Here is a 17,890-nt window from a genome sequence, read left to right as displayed (position 1 = left end):
GCTCAAACGGACCCCGCCAACGATCAACCAGTCGCTCCCGCGCCGGCCCGTTTCGACACCCTCCCACTTGACGCAAAGCTGATCCGGGCCGTCGCCGACCAGGGCTACGCCTTCATGACGCCGATCCAGGCGAAGGCGATTCCGCTGGTGCTGCAGGGCCGCGACGTGATGGGCGCCGCGCAGACCGGCACCGGCAAGACGGCCGCGTTCTCGATCCCGCTGCTGCAGAAGATGATGCGCCACGAGACGGCCAGCGTCTCGCCCGCGCGCCACCCCGTGCGCGCGCTCGTGCTGGCGCCCACGCGCGAGCTGGCCGACCAGGTCGCCAACAACATCAAGGCCTACGCCAAGCACTCCAACCTGCGCGTGGCCGTCGTCTTCGGCGGCATCGACATGAAGCCGCAGACGCTCGAGCTCAAGGGCGGCGTCGAGGTGCTGATCGCCACGCCGGGCCGGCTGCTCGACCACATCGAGGCCAAGAACTGCGTGCTGAACCAGGTCGAGTACGTCGTGCTCGACGAGGCCGACCGCATGCTCGACATCGGCTTCCTGCCCGACCTGCAGCGCATCCTCAGCTACCTGCCCAAGCAGCGCCAGACGCTGCTGTTCTCGGCCACGTTCTCGCCCGAGATCAAGCGCCTGGCCAACAGCTACCTGCAGGATCCGGTCACCGTGGAAGTGGCGCGCGCCAACGCCACCGCGTCCACCGTCGAACAGCGTTTCTACAGCGTCACCGACGACGACAAGCGCGGCGCGGTGCGCCAGATCCTCAAGGAGCGCGGCATCGTGCAGGCGCTCGTGTTCGTCAATTCCAAGCTGGGCGCCGCCCGCCTGGCGCGTTCGTTCGAGCGCGACGGCCTGCGCACCTCGGCGCTGCACGGCGACAAGTCGCAGGACGAACGCCTGAAGGCGCTGGCCGCGTTCAAGAAGGGCGAAGTCGACATCCTGGTATGCACGGACGTCGCCGCCCGCGGCCTCGACATCGCCGACCTGCCCGCGGTCTTCAACTTCGACGTGCCGTTCAATGCCGAGGACTACGTCCACCGCATCGGCCGCACCGGCCGCGCCGGCGCATCGGGCCTGGCCGTCACGCTGGTCACGCGCGACGACGCCCGCAACATCTCGGACATCGAGAAGCTGATCCACAAGAAGATCGAGCTCGAGCCGCTGGAGGTCGCCGACGAGCGTCCGCGCCGCCCGCCGCGCCGCGAGTTCGACGACGAGCCGCGCCGCGAGTCGTCGCCCACGTTCGTGCGTCCGGTCGCGCCCCCGCGCGCGCCGACGCCGCAGAAGAACCGCGATCCGTTCTTCGACAAGCCCTACGAGGCGAGCAGCACGTCGGCCGACAAGCCGGAGTGGGAAATGGCCACGCCCGTCGCGCCGGTCGGCCGCGCCGCGCTGTCGGCCAACATTCGCTCCAAGCGCAAGGTCGCCGCGCTGCTGGGCGGCGGCACCAAGGCCTGAAGCGGCTGGATCAGGCGCTCGCTTCGGGCGCCTGCGCCGCCAGATGCTGGCGGCATGACTCGCGGAAGTGCGAGATCTTGATCTCGTCGACGCTCGGATAGCGCAGCGGCGCCGTGCTCCACGAATCCGCCGGCAGCCGTTTGCAGACCTCGTGGTCTTCCTCGAACACGCGGCGGTTGACCTGCACGGTCGAGTCGATGAACGTCCGCAGCATGCTCGCGGCTCGCTCGTCGACGGCCGGCACCGTCAGCAGCCGGCTGCTGAAGCTCGTGCGGCGCGGCGTGTCCGGCGCGGGTGCCGGGAAGAAGTGCTGCAGCGAGTACGAGTAGCCGTACGTCGACGACAGCATGGTGAACGGGAACAGGTACAGGCTGAAGTAGCCCTCGTAGCCGTGGTCGATGCGGAAGAATCGCCGCAGGCTCTCGAGCCGGCGCCGCAGCCGCGCGTTGCCCACCGGCGCCTCCCACACGGAGTTGACGCCCAGGAAGCGGTTCTCGCCGTCCTGCAGCTCCAGCGTCGCGAGCGTCTCGGGGTGCACCAGCGAGATGTGGTGCGGCTCCAGCGCGTTCTCGATGGCCAGCGGCCAGCGGCACTCGTAGTCGTAGCGGTTGACGTCGACGCATGCGTCGATGTTGAAGGAGATGTTCTCCAGCACGCCCGCGGCCTCGCCGAGCTGCTCGGCCAGCGCGGCCTGCGGCGCGATGCCGACGAACAGGAAGTCGCCGCACCAGTCGGTGCGATATTGGTTCAGCCGCGCCGTCGTCAGGTCGCAGCCGTCGAACTTCTCGCGCTGCGGGATGATCATGACGCCGTTGGCATGCGTCCAGCCGTGGTACCTGCAGCTCGCGGGCCGGTTGCCCGAGGCGCCGTCGTAGAGGCGCGCGCCGCGGTGCGGGCAGCGGTTGTCGAAGGCGATCAGGTCGCGGCCGTCGTTGAACACGGCGATGTCGCCGACGACGGTCTCGAAGCGGAGATAGTCGCCCGGCGCGGGCAGCTCGCGGCGGTGGCAGAGCAGGTGCCACCAGCCTCGCACGAGCGAGGCGTCGAGATCCGTCACAGCTTCTTCGCCGGCGCGGCGTACATCGTGGCCTCGGGCTGCACGTGGCGCATGACCACGGCCCCGGCGCCGATGCGCGCGCGCTCGCCGATGCGCACGCCGGGCAGCGCCCGCGCGCCGCTGCCGAAGAAGCAGCACTCGCCGACCTTCACGTGCCCGGTGATGTCGACGTGCGCGCTGAGGGTGCTGAAGTCGCCCAGCTCGACGTCGTGGCCGATGCTGCACATCGCGTTGATGGCGACGAAGTCGCCGATGCGCGCGTCGGCCGACACCATCGCCAGCGGGCAGACCACGACGCCCTCGCCGAGCCGGGCCGAGCGGGCAATGACGCTGGTCGGATGGACGACGCTGGCGAAGCGCGCCCCGCGCGCGCGCAGCGACGCCACCGCGCGCTGCTTGACGAGCGGATCGCCGATCGAGACGAGCAGCAGCTCGCCCTCGCGCGGCGCGTAGTCGGCGTCGGTGCCGCGGTATTGCAGCCCGTAGCCGAAGCCGTCCAGGGGGCTGGCGTCGGCGTCGAGGAAGCCGGTCACGCGCGGGGTGCCGGAGGCGCGCGCCGCGTCCTCGCACCAGTTGATCAGCTCGCGGCCGAAGCCGCCGGCGCCGACGAGTGTGATGAATGGCGTAGTCATTTGCAGAGATACCCTCCGTCGACGACCCAGGTGGTGCCGGTGATCCAGCGGCCCGCGGGGCCGAGCAGGAACGCGGCGGCGTTGGCGATGTCCTGCGGCTCGCCGAAGCCCAGGAGGTGATGGTTGCGGTAGGTGTCGACGGTGTCGTCCGCCGCGCCCTTCGTCAAGCGATCGTGCATCGGCGTGCGCACCGCGCCCGCGGCGATGGCGTTGACGCGGATGTGGCGCGGCGCGAACTCGCAGGCCAGCGAGCGCACCATGCCGTCGACCGCGGCCTTGGCGGCCGAATAGGCGCTCATGCCGGACTGGCCCGCCGAGCCCGCGACCGAGGACATGAAGACGAGCGAGCCGCCGTCCTTGAGCGCGCCCTTCTGCGCCGCGGCGCGGGCGAGTCCGGCCGCGGCGAACACCGCGCCGCCGAAGACCTCGTCGAGCTGGGCCTGCTTCGTCAGTCGCACGGGCCGCACCAGCTCGACGCCGGCGGCGTGGAAGACGCCGTCGAAGGCGCCATGCTCGTCGATAAGCGTCTTCATCCAGGCCGCGGCTTCGTCCGCCTTGTCGAAGGCCTGCGGCCGGGTGAGGTGGCCCTGCCCGGGCAGTTGCGCGACGGCCGCGGCCAGGCGCTCTTCGTCGCGCCCGGACGCCGTGATGCCGGCGCCGCATTCGGCGAGCAGGGCGGCGGTGGCGCGCCCGATGCCCGACGAGGCGCCGGTGACCAGGAAGCGCCGGCCGGCGAGGTAGTCCGTTGCGAAGGTCGTCATGCCTCGATGTTCTCCACGACGCGCAGCGGGCCGACGTCGAGCGACGCCGAGGCCCACGAATAGCCGACGCCGAAGCCGAACAGGCCCAGGCGCTGGCGCGACGACGCGAGGGCGTCGCGCAAGCGCGTGGTCATCAGCAGCGGGATCGACGCCGAACTCGTGTTGCCGAATTCCTCGATGTTCAGCGGCGCCTGCTCGGGCGGCAGCTTCGCCTTCTTGACCAGGTGCTTGAGCATGAACTGGTTGGCCTGGTGGAACAGGAAGAAGTCGTGCGCCTTGCCGTCGGCCTCGCCGAGCGCCTTCGTGCGCGCGACCAGCGGCGGCACGGCGCGCAGCGTGAAGTTGAAGATCTCGCCGCCGTCCATGTAGAGCGAGTCGGTCGAGCGGCCGTCCAGGCGCGGGTCGCCGCTCGCGCCGTGGTCGCGGAAGCCGCCCGTCGGCACGATGAGGTTGGTCGCGCCCTTGCCGTCGCTGCCCAGCACGAAGTGCGCGGGGCGGGCCTCGGCGTCGAGCTCGAGCGCCGTGGCCGTGCCGGCGTCGCCGAACAGCAGCGCCGTGGCGCGGTCGTTGGGGTCGACGATCTTGCTGACGGTGTCGCCGACGGCCAGCAGCACGCGGCGGGCCGCGCCGGTCTGCAGCATGCTCATGCCCAGCCACAACGCGTACGGATAGGCCGAGCAGCCGAGGTTGACGTCGAACGCGATGCAGGACGTGCCGATGCCGAGATCGGCCTGCAGCGCGCAAGCCGTGGCGGGGAGGCGGAAGTCGGGCGTCTGCGACACGAAGATCAGCGCGTCGATGCTCTCGGGCGCCCACTCGAGGCCGGCCAGCAGGCGTTGCGCCGCGAGGCGGCACAGGTCGCGCGTGGTGACGTCGGCCGCGGCCTGGCGGCGGCTCTGCACGCCGATCATCTTGACGACGTCGGCCACCGAGTCCTCGCCGAAGGTGGCGAAGAAGTCGGCGTTGCGCCGCACGTCCGCGGGCACGCACGTGACGACGCCGGCGATGCGTCCGCCCGTGGTCGTCGCCTCGCGGCCGACGGCCGGCGCGGGCTCAGGCGTTGCGCTGGCGGGCTGCATCGATCAGGGCCTCGATGTCGGCGACCGTCCCGCAGGCCACCAGCGCCTTGCCGTCGACCATCACGTTGTAGCAGTCGTCGATCAGCGCGATGGTGGACACCACGGCCAGCGAATCCCAGTCGGCGTTGGCGCTGGCGAGCGGGAGCTCCGGCGTCACCGCGTCGGTGTCGACTTCCAGGATTTCCGCGAGGCCCTCGTAGAACGTGGTCATAGGTGAGTTGGGTCTAGATGGTCAGGATACAGGCGGCCCACGACAGGCCGACGCCGAAGCCGATCAGCATCAGGCGCTTCGGCGAATCGAGCAGTCCGTCGCGGCGCATGGCGACGAGGGCCAGCGGGATGGTCGACGAGACGGTGTTGCCGACGTCTTCCATGCAGATCGGAACACGTTCGGCGGAAACGTTCAATTTTTTTCGCAGCGCTTCCAGCATGAAGCGGTTGGCCTGGTGCAGCACGAAGTAGTCGATGCTGTCCGCGGCGAGCGCGGCCTTTTCCAGCAGCGCCTTCGCGGTGCGCGGCACCTCGCGCAGCGTGAAGGTCATGACCTCCGCGCCGTTCATGTACAGGTGCTCGGCGGAGCGGACGTTGTCGGAGGCGTCGCGCTCCTCGGCGCCGGTCTGCGCGTCGCGCGGCCGCCGGAAGCCGCCGGCGGGCACGATCAGGTGCTGCGCGCCGCTGCCGTCGGTGCCGAAGACGAACGGGCCGATCGCGGGCGCCGGGCGCTCCGCGCGAACGACCGCCGTGGCGGCGGCGCCGTCGCCGAACAGCGTGCGAACGCTCTTGTCCAGCGGATGGATGTATTTCGAGTACGTGTCGGCCGTCAGCAGCAGCACGCACTTCGCGGCGCCCGTCTCGATCAGGCCGTTGGCCAGCGACAGCCCGTAGACGAAGCCCGAGCAGCCGAGGTTGACGTCAAGCGCGCCGGCGCGCGTCGAGATGCCCAGCGCGTGCTGCAGGACGCAGGCGGTGGTGGGCAGGATGTAGTCGGGCGCCTGCGTGCACAGGATGATGAAGTCGACGTCCTCCGCGCGCACCTTGCCCTGGGCGAACAGCTGGCGCGCCGCGGCCAGCGCGAGGTCGCCGGCCGTCTCGTCGTCGGCGGCGATGTGGCGCGTGCGGATGCCGGTCTTGTCGAGGATCTTGTCGGCCGGCCAGGCCGGATAGAGCGCCGCCAGCTCCTCGTTGCCGAGGATGCGGCTCGGGACGTGGCCCGCGATGTCGGCGATCTCGGCGATGTCGGCCATGCGGGTCATTATCGGGCCGTGGGAATCCCTCACGAGCCGCACACCTCGCGCACCCAGGTCTCCAGCCGATAGCGCTGGTGGATGGCCTCGGGCACGGGGCGGAAAGGCGTCGTCAGGAAGCCCGTCGGCAGCCGCGGCTTGCGGCGGTCGACGATCGCGATGTTGTGGCGGTCGTAGAAGTCGTAGGCGCTGACGGTGGCGTTGGTGGTGATGAGCTTGGTCTGGCTGCCGAGCGCCTCGATCGTGCGCATCGTCAGGCCGCGCTGGTCGGGATGCTCGATGTCGAGCGTCGCGCGCGAGCGCAGGAAGATGTCCTGCACCGCGGAGCGCGCCAGCGGCTCGAAGCGGAACTCGGAACGCGGCGCGCCGTCGACGGTGTTGGTGAAATACCGGCGCGCGCTGTACATCCAGGGCGCCTGCAGGTACAGGTACCAGAACGCGCGCGACGGATCCGCGAGCTGCTTCGAGATGCGCCGCACGATGCGGTAGCGATCCGAATGGATGGTGCCCACGAAGCTGACGTCGTAGTCGAACGACGGCGGCGCCGTGCGCTCGAAGCCGGGCGTGAAGAACAGCGGCCGGAAATGGATGTTGCAGCTGGCGGCGTCCAGCTCGTCGAAGCTGAAGCACTCGTCGTACAGCGGCAGCTGCTTCTTCGAGCGCGGCTTGTTGGAGACGGAGTCCCAGGTGTAGAAGACCAGCCGCGCCGCCGGGAACTCGGCGCGCAGCATGCGCAGCGTCGGCTCGAAGATGCATTCGCCCTGGATGACCAGGATCAGGTCGTAGCGCGCCGGCGCCAGCTTCTCCAGCGATTTCGCATAGAAGCGGTTCGCGGCGGGCGCGGTGAAGGTCGGCAGGACGCGCGTGAAGGCCTTGAGCGCGGCGGTGTCGAACGGGCGATCCGGCAGCATGTCGACCTGCCAGCCGTCGCGTTCGAGCTGCTCGCGGATGTCGCGTTCGTAGCCGAAGAAGCGCGGGGCGATCAGCAGCGCGCGGCCGTTGCGGGGCGACATGGTCATGCCGCTTGCGCGGGCTCGTCCCGCGCGACGATCCGCGCCGGGACGCCCACGGCCAGGCTGCCGGCGGGCACGTCGGCGAGCACGACCGCGTTCGCGCCGACGACGCAGCCCCGCCCGAGCCGCACGCCGCCGAGCACCTTGGCGCCGACGCTGAGCGTCACGCCGTCCTCGACCGACGGCCGCAACGCCGGCGTGAAGGCGACGTCGATCGCGGCCGCGCCGAGCGTGACCTGGTGGAAGATCGTGACGTCGCTGCCGATGGCCGCCGCGCCGAGCACGGTGCCCTGCGTGTGCGCGATCACCAGCCCGGGCCCGATGGCCAGTGCCGCCGGCACCTCGAGGCCGAAGACGACGAAGTTGGCCAGTTGCACCAGCTTGGCCAGGCGGCCCCAGCCGGCGCAGTGCAGCGCGTGGGCGTGACGAATCAGGCTGACGGGCGCGAAGCGCGGCGAGAAGTGGTGGACCCAGCGCCGCCCGGCCTGCGGCTGGCCGCTCAGTTGCGCGAGCCGCGCCCAGTCGGCGTCGAGGGTCTGCCTGAGCGCGAAGGTCACTTCGTCAGGCCCTTGCTGCGAAGCTCGGCGGTCGCCGCGGCCGATCGATCCTCGTGCACCGGCTGGCCCACGCCCCAGGCGCAGAAGCGGCGCAGGCCCTCGTCCAGCGTGACCTGGGGCTCGAAGCCCATCAGGCGCCGGGCCAGGCCCAGGTCGGCGTGGCAGTGGCGGATGTCGCCGACGCGGAACTGGCCGGTGACGCGCACCGGCACGTCGATGCCCGCTGCCTGCAGGAGACTGGACGCCAACGTGCGCACCGACGTCGGCTGGCCCGCGCCGAGGTTGATGACGGCGCCGGGCGGCAGGTCCGTCGACAGCGAGGCATGCAGCGCGGCGGCGATGTCGGAGACGTGCACGAAGTCGCGCGACTCCAGGCCGTCCTCGTACAGCGGGATGTCCAGGCCCTGGCGGGCGCGGTTGAAGAAGATCGTGATGATCCCGGTGTAGGGATTCTGCAACGACTGGCCTTCGCCGTAGACGTTCTGGAAGCGGAAGACGGTCGACCGGAAGCCGAGTGCCGTGGCGGTGGAGTTGATCAGCAGTTCCTGCGCGGCCTTGGTCGCCGCGTAGATCGAGCCGGGGGCGAACGGCAGGGATTCGGGCGTCGGCACGGCGACGAGCGCCACGCCGCTGGCGTCGCGCGGTTCCCAGTCACCCGCCGCCAGCGCCTCGGGCGCGCGCGCCGCGGGCTGCAGCAGCTGCGTCGGCGCGTCGGGGCGCACGTAGGCGCCCTCGCCGTAGACGCTGCGGCTGGACGCCAGCACCACGTGGCGCGGGCGCTTCGAACACTTCGCGATCGCCTCCAGCAGGGCGGCCGTGCCGCCGCAGTTCACGCCGGTGTAGTGGGCGATGCGGTACATGGACTGGGCCGTGCCCGTCTCGGCGGCGAGGTGGAAGACGGCGTCGCTGCCGTCGATCAGCTCGGGGTGCTCGGGCAGCAGGCTGGTGTCGAGGCGCACGACGCGCGCGCCCTCTGGCACGGACACCGAAGGGATGTCGCCATGGATCTGCGCGATCAGGGAATCGACGAGCAGGACGTCATGACCCGCCGCGATCAGCCGGGTCGCGAGATGTTGGCCGATGAAGCCCAGTCCGCCGGTAATGACGATTTTCAAGGGAAGGTGGTCCTGTGAGAAGAAATCCGTCGCAATTCGAGCATTTGATCAGGCATTCGCGGGCAAGTGGCGAAGCAGGACACGCCGCATGAACTTGAGGAGGGAAAAAACGGTGGCGAGCAGATACACGGGCAGCGTGCAATCGGCGCGGCGCCAGGCGCGGTGGATATTGGCGAGCTCGCCGCGCTCCATCCGCCATATATTGGAACTCAAACCGGCGACGCCGAAGCCGCCCTTGCCGCCAGCGTAGTCCACTAACGCCTCGTTGAGCAGGATGCACGGCGAATGGGCGGCGATCCGCAGGAAAAGATCACCTTCCTCCGCATATCTCTGGCCGGCGGGAAACAGTCCGACCGCATCCAGCACGCTGCGCCGCACGAGTACCGTGGACGTCTGGAAGAAATTCTTGAAAAGCTGCGCCCGGGCGGTGATCCGCATTTCCGGGCCCAGCGCGTCGATTCTGCGATCGACCAGCGTCGATTTCATCGTCGTCCGGGTTCCGACCAGGCCGACCTCGGGCCGGGTGTCGAGAATGGACAGCTGCCTGGCGAGCTTGTCCGGCAGCCAGCGGTCGTCGGAATCGAGGAAGGCGAGATACTGCGTGCTCGTCTGCCGGATTCCCGCGTTCCTGGCGCTCGCCGCGCCGCCGTTGGGGATGCGGACGATGCGCACCGGCGGGTTGCCGTCCTCGACGGCCGCGGCGATGGCCGCGGCGCTGCCGTCGGTCGAGCCGTCGTCGACGACCACGATCTCGCGCACCGGCACCGTCTGGGCCTGCACCGAGCGGATCGCGCCGAGGGCGTCCGCCCCCGAGTTGAAGACCGGGATGACGACCGCGACGTCGGCGATGTTGCTGGTGGCCGACATGTTCCGGCTACCCGCGCAAGGCCGCGAGCACCAGCCGCGGCGCGCGCCAGAGCACGCTGCGCCACGCGCTCCAGGCGCCCGACTCGCGCATCGCCCGCGCGTGTTCGAGGACGTTGGCGCGGTAGTCGCCGGAGGCGCCGCCGACGGTGAACACGCCGACGACGTCGTCGATCTCGCGCGTGACGCCCGCGCGCCGGGCCGCCATCAGGAACTTGGTGTCGGCGGCGATGCGGTAGCTGGCGTCGTACCAGCCCAGCCGGCGGTGCGCGTCCAGCCGGATCAGGGTGCCCGCTGAATGATTGCGAATGAGCATCTCGCCGTGCCGCGGCGAGTCGAAGCGGACGCGGCCGAACACGACGTCCACGCCGTCGGCCTGCCGCGCCAGCGCCTCGACGCCGCCCGGCAGCAGGCAGTCGTCGCAGCCCAGCACCACGTACGACGCGCCGCGAGCCAGCCGCAGGCCCTTGTTGAGGGCGTCGTAGATGCCGCCGTCGGGCTCGCTGATCCAGCAGGCGATGTCACGGTCGAAGCGTTCGAGGACGGCGACCGTGCCATCGGTCGATCCGCCGTCGACGATCACGTGCTCGACGTTCGGCCAGGTCTGCGCCATGACGCTGCGCAGGCAGGCTTCCAGGGTCGCCGCGCCGTTGCGCACGACCGTGAGCACCGTGACCAGCGGATGCGCGGGGTCGTCGACGGCTTGGCGGCCCGCGTCCGGCGCGTGGCGCCATCCGCCCGTCCGTGTCGTCGGGATCTCGCTGCGGGTCACGGCAGGCCCCTCGATCGCGACGCGCGCAGGCTGGCCGCGAACTCGATCGCCTCCAGCATCCTTCGTCCGCACTGGACGCGGCGCGCCTCGCCCTGTCGGAACAGTTCTGCCGGGTCGGCGCGGGCGCCGTCGTCGGTGGCGATCGCCTCGTCCATGCGCGCGGCCAGGGCCTCGGGGTTGGACGCCTCGAACCAGCTCACCGTCGGTTCGCGCAGCTCGCGGTTGACGGCGATGTCGGAGACGATGGAGCGCGTGCCGACCGAGACGGCGTCGGAGACGGCTCCGCCGCCCGGGCCGCCCTCGAACAGCGTCGGCTGCAGCAGCGCGATGGCGCCGCGGATCAGGGCGACCTGGTCGAGCTTGGAGATCAGGCCGAGGACGTGGATGCGGTCGGCGACCCCCTCGCGCCGCGCATAGGCCATCAACTCCTCGAAGTGGCCGGGATAGCGGTAGTCGTTCGTCGCGCCGGTGCACACCAGCGACAGCGCCGGATGGCGCGCGGCGAGCGCGGCGAAGGCCTTGAACGCGGTCTCGTGATCCTTGTGCTTCCAGAACTGGTTGCAGACGATGAAGTAGGGCCCCGGCACGCCGTGGCGCCGCGCGACGGTCGCGGGATCCTGGTCGAACCAGTCGGCCCCGGGCGCCGCGTTGAACGGCAGCGCGAACAGCCGCGCGCGGGCGTCGGGGTAGAAGCGGCGGACGTCGTTGGCGACGTCCTGCGCGTTGACGATCAGCGCCCCGGCCGCATCCAGCATGCGCGCGAACGCCGCGTCGCGATGGGCGCGTTCGGCGTCCGGGAAGAAGTGCGGCAGGTGCTTGTGCTGGAAGTCGAACAGGTAGCCGACCCAGGGCGCGCCGAGGTCGTCCGGCAACGGCGCGATCGCCGGCAGCAGGGCGTCCAGGCCGAGTCGCCGCACCGCGCCGGCCAGCGCGGCCGGCCCCAGATCGATCGCGTGAATGCGGGCGCCGGTCTCGGCGAACGTGCGCTCCACGTGCGCCCGCCCGGGTCGGTGCGCGGCATGCGTCGGTCGGCCAACGAGCCGCTTGACGCGCTCCCGCACGGCCTCCAGCACCACGCGCGGGCCGCGCAACGGCAGCAGCACGTGCTGTTCGAGCTGCGGGTCGGCGAAGTGCAGGCTGGTGCTGATCCCGCGCAGGAAATCGACGCCGCCGCCCCAGTCGACGAAGCCTTGCGCCAGGATCCCGACCTTCCTCATCGGCCGTCGGTCTTGTAGAACGCGGCGATCGACGACGTGATGCGGCGCACCTGCTCGGGCTGGAGCCCCGGCCAGCTCGGAAGGTTGATGCCGCGCCAGGCCAGTTCCTCGGCCACGCGGTGCTTGCGGTAGTTGTGCGCGTACATCGGCATCGTGTGCACCGGATAGAACAGCGGACGTGTCTCGATGCCAGCCTGCGTGAGGTGGGCGCGCAGCGCGTCGCGCTGGTCGGGGCGCTCCACGAGGATGGAGAACATCCACCAGCTGTGCTCGGTGTCGGCGGTCTCGCCCTGGAACTCGACGGGCAGCCCGGCGAGCTGGTCGACGTACTGCGCCGCGAGCGCGCGCTTGGCGGCGATGAACTCGTCCGCGCGCTCCAGCTGGGCCAGCCCGATGGCGGCCTCGATGTTGGTCATGCGGTAGTTGTAGCCCACCACGTCGTGCCAGTACTCGCGATGCGCGGCCAGGCCCTGTCCCTTGAGGTGGCGCGCGCGCTCGATCAGCGTCTTGTCGTTGCTCACGACCATGCCGCCTTCGCCGGTCGTGACCGTCTTGTTGCCGAAGAAGCTGAAGCCGGCGATGTCGCCGAAGGTGCCGACGTGGCGGCCCTTGTAGGTCGTGCCGATCGCCTCGGCGCAGTCCTCGACGACGAACAGGCGGTGCTCGTTGGCGATGGCCAGCAGCGCGTCCATGTCGCAGGCCTGGCCGTAGAGGTGCACGGGCATGATGGCGCGGGTGCGCGGCGTGACGTGGCGCCGCACGTCGTCGGGGTCGATCTGCCAGGTCGAGCGTGTCGAGTCGACGAAGACCGGCGTGGCGCCCGTGTAGGCGATGGCGTTGACCGACGCGACGTAGGTCAGCGTCGGCACGATCACCTCGTCGCCGGGCCCGATGCCCAGCGCCATCAGGCACAGGTGCATGGCCACGGTGCCGTTGCAGACCGAGGCCGAATGCGTCGCGCCGACGAAGCCGGCGAACCTGTCCTCGAACTCCTTGACGAAGCGGCCGCGCGACGAGATCCACGAGGTGTCCAGGCACTCGTTGACGTAGGCCTTCTCGTTGCCGCTCAGGTCGGGCTGGTAGATGGGGATGCGGGTGTCGGTCATGGGCTCACTTCCGTGCGGCAAAGACGGTGCGGTAGACGAAGAACTGTCCGGGTATCGCGATCATGCAGTAGGCGGCGATGGTCGCGAGGACGCTGCCGGTCGGGCCGAGGACGCTCACCAGCATCCACTTGCCCCCGAATGCGACTGCCGCCATCAGGAGCGCGACGACCACCTGGATGCGCACGAGATTGGCGCCGTTCATGAAGACGCCGCTCACCGAGCCCATCGCCTCGATGACGGTCCAGGTGGCCAGCGCGACGCACAAGGATAGCGGTGGCGCGAACGACGTCCTGAGCCAGTGCGTGGTGATCCAGCCGATGGACAGCACCAGCGCCAGCGACGCGGCCGAGGCGAACGACGCCGCCACCAGCAGGCTGCGCACCAGCACGCGCTTGGCCCAGGCGAGGTCGTCGCGGGCGATGGCGTCGCCGAACGCGGGCCACAGCCCGAGCAGCGCCGAGTTCAGCAGCATCGAGACGAACAGGAACAGCTTCTGCACGACGGCGAAGTCGCCGTAGGGCGCCTGGCCGAGGCGCTGGGTGATGACGATGGCGTCCGACTGGAACGCGAACGCCACCGCGATCTGCAGCGCGAAGAACTGGCCGCCGACGTGCAGCAGGCCGCGCAGGGTCGGCGCGTCGACGAGATCGCGCGCGGACGCGCCGGCGAAGATGCGGTTGCGGCGCAGCCACCACGCGCTGCTCGCGAGATTGCCCAGCGTCTGCGCGCCCAGCGTCGCCAGGATCAGCAGGTACAGCGGCCCCCGCGCATGCAGGATCAGCGGCACCGCCACCAGCGCCACGAGCGCGCTCGCGAACTGCGTGATGCCGATCCAGTGGCCCTGCTGCGAGCCCAGCTGGGCCTTCTGCACCAGGCTCGCCGGGATGTTGACGGCGATCAGCAGCGCGAACGTGCTGAGCGCGGCCAGCACCGGCGGCGCGTTGGCCGGTGAGATCCGTCCCGCGACCGACACCGGCGAGGTCGCCAGCGCGACCCACGTGCACCAGGCCAGCAGCAGCAGCACGCCCGAAGCCAGCGCGCAGGCGTAGCCGGAGCCGAGCACGCGCCGCAGCGCCTGCGCGTCGTCGGCCGCGCGGGCGCGCGTGACGCCATTGAGCACGCCGTTGCCGATGCCCAGGTCGGCGAACGAGAAGAAGCCCAGCAGCGCAGTGAGCATCATCCAGACGCCGAACAGCTCGGGCGGCAAGGAGGCGCGCGCCATCGGCACGGTGACGAGGACGACGATGCCAGCACCGAAGCGGCCGACGTAGCTGGCGCCGGCGGTGGCGAGGACCCGCAGCAGGCGGGGATCGGCGGCGAACGGCAGGCGGGCTTCCAGGAGGCGGCGAATCGTCATTCGTCCTGGTCGCGGGCCTGGGAGCCGGTCGTCTCGTCGGACATCGGGTTGCGCATGGAAGCCCTTGGGGAGGAGCCTGATTTTAGTCCTCGGGCGCGTCAACCCAGCAGGCTGAACACCGCCGGCACGCGATCGGGCAGTTCGACCTTGGCGGCCTTCCACTGCGCCGCCGTCCTGCACAGCGACCAGCCGTCCGGCAGCGTCAGCCCGCAGCTGATCGCCAGCCGCGTGGTCGGCTGCAGCACTTCGAGCGCGGCCTCCAGCATCACGGCGTTGCGGTACGGGGTCTCGATGAAGACCTGCGTCTGCTGCAGGCGCTTCGACGTCGCCTCGAGCTCGCGCAGCCGCGCGCGGCGCGGGTTGACGTCGGTCTGGAGGTAGCCGTGGAAGACGAAGCTCTGGCCGTTGAGGCCGCTGGCCGCGATCGCCAGCGTGATCGAGCTCGGGCCGCTTAGCGCGACGACCGGGATGCCGAGCTCGTGCGCGGCGGCCACCAGCAGCGCGCCGGGGTCGGCCACGCCGGGCAGGCCGGCTTCGCTGAGCAGGCCGATGTCGGCGCCGGCCAGCGCGGGCGCGAGCAGAAGCTCCCACGCCGAGGCCTTGGCGACCTCCAGCTTGGGCGGCTTGCCGGGCACCGTGCGCTGGGCGCCCTTGGGGGCGCGCGGCAGCTCGGAGATCAGCGTCTGCTGCAGCGGCTGTGCGAGCGGGGCGACCTTGTTGACGCGATTGAGGAAGGCACGCGCGCTGCGGGCGTCCTCGACGACCCAGTGCAGCAGCCTGCTGGCCTGGGCGATCACGCCGCCAGCGAGGACGTCGGTCAGCGGCACCTCCTGCGCGCCGAGATCGAGCGCGTTGGGCATCAGCAGGAGGCGGCCGGGGGCGTGGGTCATGTCGTGGATCCGTTCGGGAAAGGAGGGCGGGCGCGCAGCGGGTCGAGCCCCGCGGCGCGCAGCAGGGTGCAGGTCGTGATCAGGGGCAGGCCGATCAGCGCGGTGGGATCGTCGGACTCGATCGCCTCGAGCAGCGCGATGCCCAGCGTCTCGCACTTGGCGCTGCCGGCGCAGTCGTAGGGCTGCTCGGTGCGCAGGTAGAACTCGATCTCGGCGTCGGCCAGCGTGCGAAAGCGCACCGGCACCGGCACGCGACGCACCTCGGCGAAGCCGGTCGCCTCGCGCACGACGGCCAGCGCGGTCTGGAAGACGATCGTGCGGCCGCTCATCGCGCGCAGCTGTTCGACGGCGCGCGCGTGGTCGCCGGGCTTGCCGATCGCCACGCCGTCGACGTCGGCCACCTGGTCGGCGCCGATCACGACGGCATCGGGGAAGCGGGCGCCGAGCGCGCGCGCCTTGGCGAGCGCGAGGCGCTCGGCGAGGGCGGGCGGCGTCTCGCCGGGCAGCGGGGTCTCGTCGGTCTCGGGCGACAGCGCGCGGAACGGCAGGCGCAGGCGTTCGAGCAGCTCGCGGCGATAGCGCGAGGTGGAGGCCAGGATCAACTCGGGTTCTTGGGGCACGGGCGAATTGTCGCCTGCGACGCAGGTCTAGAATCGTTTCATGACCTCGCCCGCCCTTGATCCGCTGCGACTGCACGTCGCCAACTTCGCCGCCGACGCGCAGGAAGCCGAGGGCGACTGGGCCATCGCCGAGCTGCCGCGGCTGGCCGACAGCGAGTGCCCGCTCGACGCCGGCTCGCCGATCAAGGCGAAGGCCGACGCACCCGGACTGCCGCCGCGTTCCGCGAGCGACCTGGGCCGCCGCGTGCGCTGGCACGCCGTCGGCTCGACGCGTACCGTGGGCGGCGAGGACCAGATCTGGCTGCACCTGCTGGCCGGCGCCGACGTCATCCTGCAATGCCAGCGCTGCCTGCTGCCGCTGGACGAGGCGGTGCACGTCGACCGCCATTTCCGCTTCGTGGCCGACGAGGACACCGCCGCCGCGCTCGACGACGAGTCGGAGGACGAGATCCTCGCGCTGCCCAGGACGCTCAACCTGCGCGACCTGGTGGAGGACGAGATGCTGCTGGCGCTGCCGCTCGTGCCGCGCCACGACGTCTGCCCGGAAGCCGTCCCCATGCAGTTCGGCGACGTCGAGATCGTCGAGGAAGAGGCCAACCCGTTCGCCAGCCTGGCGCTGTTGCGCAAGGACAAGGACGGCGACGGCGGCCCCGACATCGTCTGAACTGCCCGGGATGTCCAATCCTTATTCATGTCCTGACCAAACGGGCTCCCGTACAATGGAGAGATCGCCGGGTTAACTGAACAACTTGTGGGGCGATCCATAAATTCCACTAAAGCGTTCGCCGGGCAGTACGCGCAAAGACGGCCGAACGCGATTTCCTCGAACTCGCGCATCTGGAGCTTTGACACGTGGCGAACGACTTTCTCTTCACCTCCGAATCCGTTTCGGAAGGTCACCCGGACAAGGTAGCCGACCAGATCTCGGACGCGATCCTCGATGCGATCTTCGAGCAGGATCCGCTCTCGCGCGTGGCGGCCGAGACGCTGTGCAACACGGGCCTGGTCGTCCTCGCCGGCGAGATCACCACGCAGGCCAACGTCGACTACATCCAGGTCGCGCGCGACACCATCAAGCGCATCGGCTACGACAACACCGAGTACGGCATCGACTACAAGGGCTGCGCGGTCCTCGTCGCCTACGACAAGCAGAGCAACGACATCGCCCAGGGCGTCGACCGCGCGAGCGACGACTACCTGAACCTCGGCGCCGGCGACCAGGGCCTGATGTTCGGCTACGCCTGCGATGAAACCCCCGAGCTGATGCCCGCGCCGATCTACTACGCGCACCGCCTCGTCGAGCGCCAGGCCCAGCTGCGCAAGGACGGCCGCCTGCCGTTCCTGCGCCCGGACGCCAAGAGCCAGGTCACGATGCGCTACGTCGACGGCAAGCCGCACTCGATCGACACGGTCGTGCTGTCGAGCCAGCACTCGCCCGAGATGAGCGACGGCGCGAAGATGAAGCCGGAGTTCATCGAGGCCGTGGTCGAGGAGATCATCAAGCCGGTGCTGCCGAAGGAATGGCTCAAGGAGACGCGCTTCCTGGTCAACCCGACCGGCCGCTTCGTCATCGGCGGCCCGCAGGGCGACTGCGGCCTGACCGGGCGCAAGATCATCGTCGACACCTACGGCGGCGCCTGCCCGCACGGCGGCGGCGCGTTCTCGGGCAAGGATCCGACCAAGGTCGACCGTTCCGCCGCCTACGCCGCGCGCTACGTGGCCAAGAACATCGTCAAGGCCGGACTGGCGCGCCAGTGCCAGATCCAGGTGGCGTACGCGATCGGCGTGGCCAAGCCCATGAACGTGACGGTCTACACTGAGGGCACCGGCGTCATCCCCGACGACAAGATCGCCGAGCTGGTGAACGAGCTGTTCGACCTGCGCCCCAAGGGCATCATCCAGATGCTGGACCTGCTGCGTCCGATCTACCAGAAGACCGCCGCCTACGGCCACTTCGGCCGCGAGGAGCCGGAGTTCTCGTGGGAGCGCACCGACAAGGTGCAGGCCCTGCGCGACGCGGCCGGCCTGAAGTAAGCGGCGCGGAGTTGGCGGAGGGGTCTCCGCCCCTCCGGCTGCGTGTCGCCGGCGCTTGGCGAATCGCGCCGAATGCGCTATGATCGCAGGCTTTCCCCAATCTTTGCC

At 70.4% G+C, this 17,890-nt stretch carries 19 protein-coding genes; 3 read left to right on the top strand and 16 right to left on the bottom strand.

Annotated features, from left to right (window positions below):
* Nucleotides 1-114 precede the first annotated feature (114 nt).
* Nucleotides 115-1,464 (top strand): DEAD/DEAH box helicase, encoded by a 1,350-nt coding sequence (locus LPC04_RS21730; RefSeq protein WP_275684384.1) that lies wholly within the window; start codon nt 115-117, stop codon nt 1,462-1,464.
* A gap of 10 nt (nt 1,465-1,474) precedes the next feature.
* Here LPC04_RS21730 and LPC04_RS21725 read toward each other — a convergent pair whose 3' ends face one another.
* The 16 genes from LPC04_RS21725 to LPC04_RS21650 form a co-directional block, all read right to left on the bottom strand.
* A complete protein-coding gene (locus LPC04_RS21725) occupies nt 1,475-2,521 on the bottom strand; it encodes an aromatic ring-hydroxylating oxygenase subunit alpha (RefSeq protein ID WP_275684383.1) in 1,047 nt (348 codons plus the stop codon).
* Nucleotides 2,518-3,153 (bottom strand): acetyltransferase, encoded by a 636-nt coding sequence (locus tag LPC04_RS21720; protein ID WP_275684382.1) that lies wholly within the window; start codon nt 3,151-3,153, stop codon nt 2,518-2,520. The genes LPC04_RS21725 and LPC04_RS21720 overlap by 4 nt, the downstream gene beginning before the upstream one ends.
* Nucleotides 3,150-3,914 (bottom strand): SDR family NAD(P)-dependent oxidoreductase, encoded by a 765-nt coding sequence (locus LPC04_RS21715; RefSeq protein WP_275684381.1) that lies wholly within the window; start codon nt 3,912-3,914, stop codon nt 3,150-3,152. The genes LPC04_RS21720 and LPC04_RS21715 overlap by 4 nt, the downstream gene beginning before the upstream one ends.
* Entirely contained in the window at nt 3,911-4,993 is a 1,083-nt protein-coding gene (locus LPC04_RS21710; protein WP_275684380.1) for a ketoacyl-ACP synthase III, read from the bottom strand. The genes LPC04_RS21715 and LPC04_RS21710 overlap by 4 nt, the downstream gene beginning before the upstream one ends.
* A complete protein-coding gene (locus LPC04_RS21705) occupies nt 4,968-5,204 on the bottom strand; it encodes an acyl carrier protein (protein ID WP_275684379.1) in 237 nt (78 codons plus the stop codon). The genes LPC04_RS21710 and LPC04_RS21705 overlap by 26 nt, the downstream gene beginning before the upstream one ends.
* 13 nt (nt 5,205-5,217) lie before the next feature.
* Nucleotides 5,218-6,237, bottom strand: coding sequence for a ketoacyl-ACP synthase III (locus LPC04_RS21700; RefSeq protein ID WP_275684378.1), 1,020 nt, complete (start codon nt 6,235-6,237; stop codon nt 5,218-5,220).
* Nucleotides 6,238-6,266: 29 nt separating this feature from the next.
* On the bottom strand, nt 6,267-7,256 hold the full coding sequence (locus LPC04_RS21695; protein WP_275684377.1) for a WaaS/CpsH family glycosyltransferase: 990 nt from the start codon (nt 7,254-7,256) through the stop codon (nt 6,267-6,269).
* Nucleotides 7,253-7,807: a serine O-acetyltransferase gene (locus LPC04_RS21690; RefSeq protein WP_275684376.1), complete on the bottom strand. Its 555-nt coding sequence runs from the start codon at nt 7,805-7,807 to the stop codon at nt 7,253-7,255. The genes LPC04_RS21695 and LPC04_RS21690 overlap by 4 nt, the downstream gene beginning before the upstream one ends.
* Nucleotides 7,804-8,922: an NAD-dependent epimerase/dehydratase family protein gene (locus tag LPC04_RS21685; protein WP_275684375.1), complete on the bottom strand. Its 1,119-nt coding sequence runs from the start codon at nt 8,920-8,922 to the stop codon at nt 7,804-7,806. Before LPC04_RS21685 ends, LPC04_RS21690 begins: the two co-directional genes overlap by 4 nt.
* Nucleotides 8,923-8,970: 48 nt before the next feature.
* Complete coding sequence (locus LPC04_RS21680) at nt 8,971-9,789, bottom strand: glycosyltransferase family 2 protein (protein WP_275684374.1); 819 nt, start codon at nt 9,787-9,789, stop codon at nt 8,971-8,973.
* Nucleotides 9,790-9,796: 7 nt separating this feature from the next.
* Nucleotides 9,797-10,558, bottom strand: a complete 762-nt coding sequence (locus LPC04_RS21675; protein ID WP_275684373.1) for a glycosyltransferase family 2 protein — start codon at nt 10,556-10,558, stop codon at nt 9,797-9,799.
* Complete coding sequence (locus LPC04_RS21670; RefSeq protein ID WP_275684372.1) at nt 10,555-11,775, bottom strand: glycosyltransferase; 1,221 nt, start codon at nt 11,773-11,775, stop codon at nt 10,555-10,557. Before LPC04_RS21670 ends, LPC04_RS21675 begins: the two co-directional genes overlap by 4 nt.
* Nucleotides 11,772-12,881 carry a DegT/DnrJ/EryC1/StrS family aminotransferase gene (locus LPC04_RS21665; protein WP_275684371.1) on the bottom strand — a complete coding sequence of 370 codons (1,110 nt, stop codon included), beginning with the start codon at nt 12,879-12,881 and terminating at the stop codon, nt 11,772-11,774. The genes LPC04_RS21670 and LPC04_RS21665 overlap by 4 nt, the downstream gene beginning before the upstream one ends.
* Nucleotides 12,882-12,885: 4 nt before the next feature.
* Nucleotides 12,886-14,238 (bottom strand): lipopolysaccharide biosynthesis protein, encoded by a 1,353-nt coding sequence (locus tag LPC04_RS21660; protein WP_275684370.1) that lies wholly within the window; start codon nt 14,236-14,238, stop codon nt 12,886-12,888.
* A gap of 98 nt (nt 14,239-14,336) precedes the next feature.
* On the bottom strand, nt 14,337-15,128 hold the full coding sequence (locus LPC04_RS21655) for an SAM-dependent methyltransferase (protein ID WP_275684369.1): 792 nt from the start codon (nt 15,126-15,128) through the stop codon (nt 14,337-14,339).
* Nucleotides 15,125-15,748 (bottom strand): Maf family nucleotide pyrophosphatase, encoded by a 624-nt coding sequence (locus tag LPC04_RS21650; RefSeq protein ID WP_275684368.1) that lies wholly within the window; start codon nt 15,746-15,748, stop codon nt 15,125-15,127. Before LPC04_RS21650 ends, LPC04_RS21655 begins: the two co-directional genes overlap by 4 nt.
* A 40-nt stretch (nt 15,749-15,788) precedes the next feature.
* Here LPC04_RS21650 and LPC04_RS21645 point away from each other — a divergent pair, with 40 nt between their 5' ends.
* Entirely contained in the window at nt 15,789-16,412 is a 624-nt protein-coding gene (locus tag LPC04_RS21645) for a YceD family protein (protein WP_275684367.1), read from the top strand.
* A gap of 188 nt (nt 16,413-16,600) precedes the next feature.
* Nucleotides 16,601-17,782, top strand: a complete 1,182-nt coding sequence (metK, locus tag LPC04_RS21640) for a methionine adenosyltransferase (RefSeq protein WP_275684366.1) — start codon at nt 16,601-16,603, stop codon at nt 17,780-17,782.
* Nucleotides 17,783-17,890: the final 108 nt, after the last annotated feature.

Source organism: Scleromatobacter humisilvae (assembly GCF_023231945.1).
GTDB classification, from domain to species: Bacteria; Pseudomonadota; Gammaproteobacteria; order Burkholderiales; family Burkholderiaceae_C; genus Scleromatobacter; species Scleromatobacter humisilvae.
The sequence above is the reverse complement of the archived record's forward strand: the minus strand, read 5'-3'. Positions and strand labels throughout refer to the sequence as shown.

Excerpts from the sequence above, each read along its gene's own strand:
- LPC04_RS21730 (WP_275684384.1), top strand. The coding sequence starts at position 115 with ATGACGCCGATCCAGGCGAAGGCGATTCCGCTGGTGCTGCAGGGCCGC.
- LPC04_RS21720 (WP_275684382.1), bottom strand. The coding sequence starts at position 3,153 with ATGACTACGCCATTCATCACACTCGTCGGCGCCGGCGGCTTCGGCCGC.
- LPC04_RS21715 (WP_275684381.1), bottom strand. The coding sequence starts at position 3,914 with ATGACGACCTTCGCAACGGACTACCTCGCCGGCCGGCGCTTCCTGGTC.
- LPC04_RS21710 (WP_275684380.1), bottom strand. The coding sequence starts at position 4,993 with ATGCAGCCCGCCAGCGCAACGCCTGAGCCCGCGCCGGCCGTCGGCCGC.
- LPC04_RS21705 (WP_275684379.1), bottom strand. The coding sequence starts at position 5,204 with ATGACCACGTTCTACGAGGGCCTCGCGGAAATCCTGGAAGTCGACACC.
- LPC04_RS21700 (WP_275684378.1), bottom strand. The coding sequence starts at position 6,237 with ATGGCCGACATCGCCGAGATCGCCGACATCGCGGGCCACGTCCCGAGC.
- LPC04_RS21695 (WP_275684377.1), bottom strand. The coding sequence starts at position 7,256 with ATGACCATGTCGCCCCGCAACGGCCGCGCGCTGCTGATCGCCCCGCGC.
- LPC04_RS21680 (WP_275684374.1), bottom strand. The coding sequence starts at position 9,789 with ATGTCGGCCACCAGCAACATCGCCGACGTCGCGGTCGTCATCCCGGTC.
- LPC04_RS21670 (WP_275684372.1), bottom strand. The coding sequence starts at position 11,775 with ATGAGGAAGGTCGGGATCCTGGCGCAAGGCTTCGTCGACTGGGGCGGC.
- LPC04_RS21665 (WP_275684371.1), bottom strand. The coding sequence starts at position 12,881 with ATGACCGACACCCGCATCCCCATCTACCAGCCCGACCTGAGCGGCAAC.
- LPC04_RS21660 (WP_275684370.1), bottom strand. The coding sequence starts at position 14,238 with ATGACGATTCGCCGCCTCCTGGAAGCCCGCCTGCCGTTCGCCGCCGAT.
- LPC04_RS21655 (WP_275684369.1), bottom strand. The coding sequence starts at position 15,128 with ATGACCCACGCCCCCGGCCGCCTCCTGCTGATGCCCAACGCGCTCGAT.
- LPC04_RS21645 (WP_275684367.1), top strand. The coding sequence starts at position 15,789 with ATGACCTCGCCCGCCCTTGATCCGCTGCGACTGCACGTCGCCAACTTC.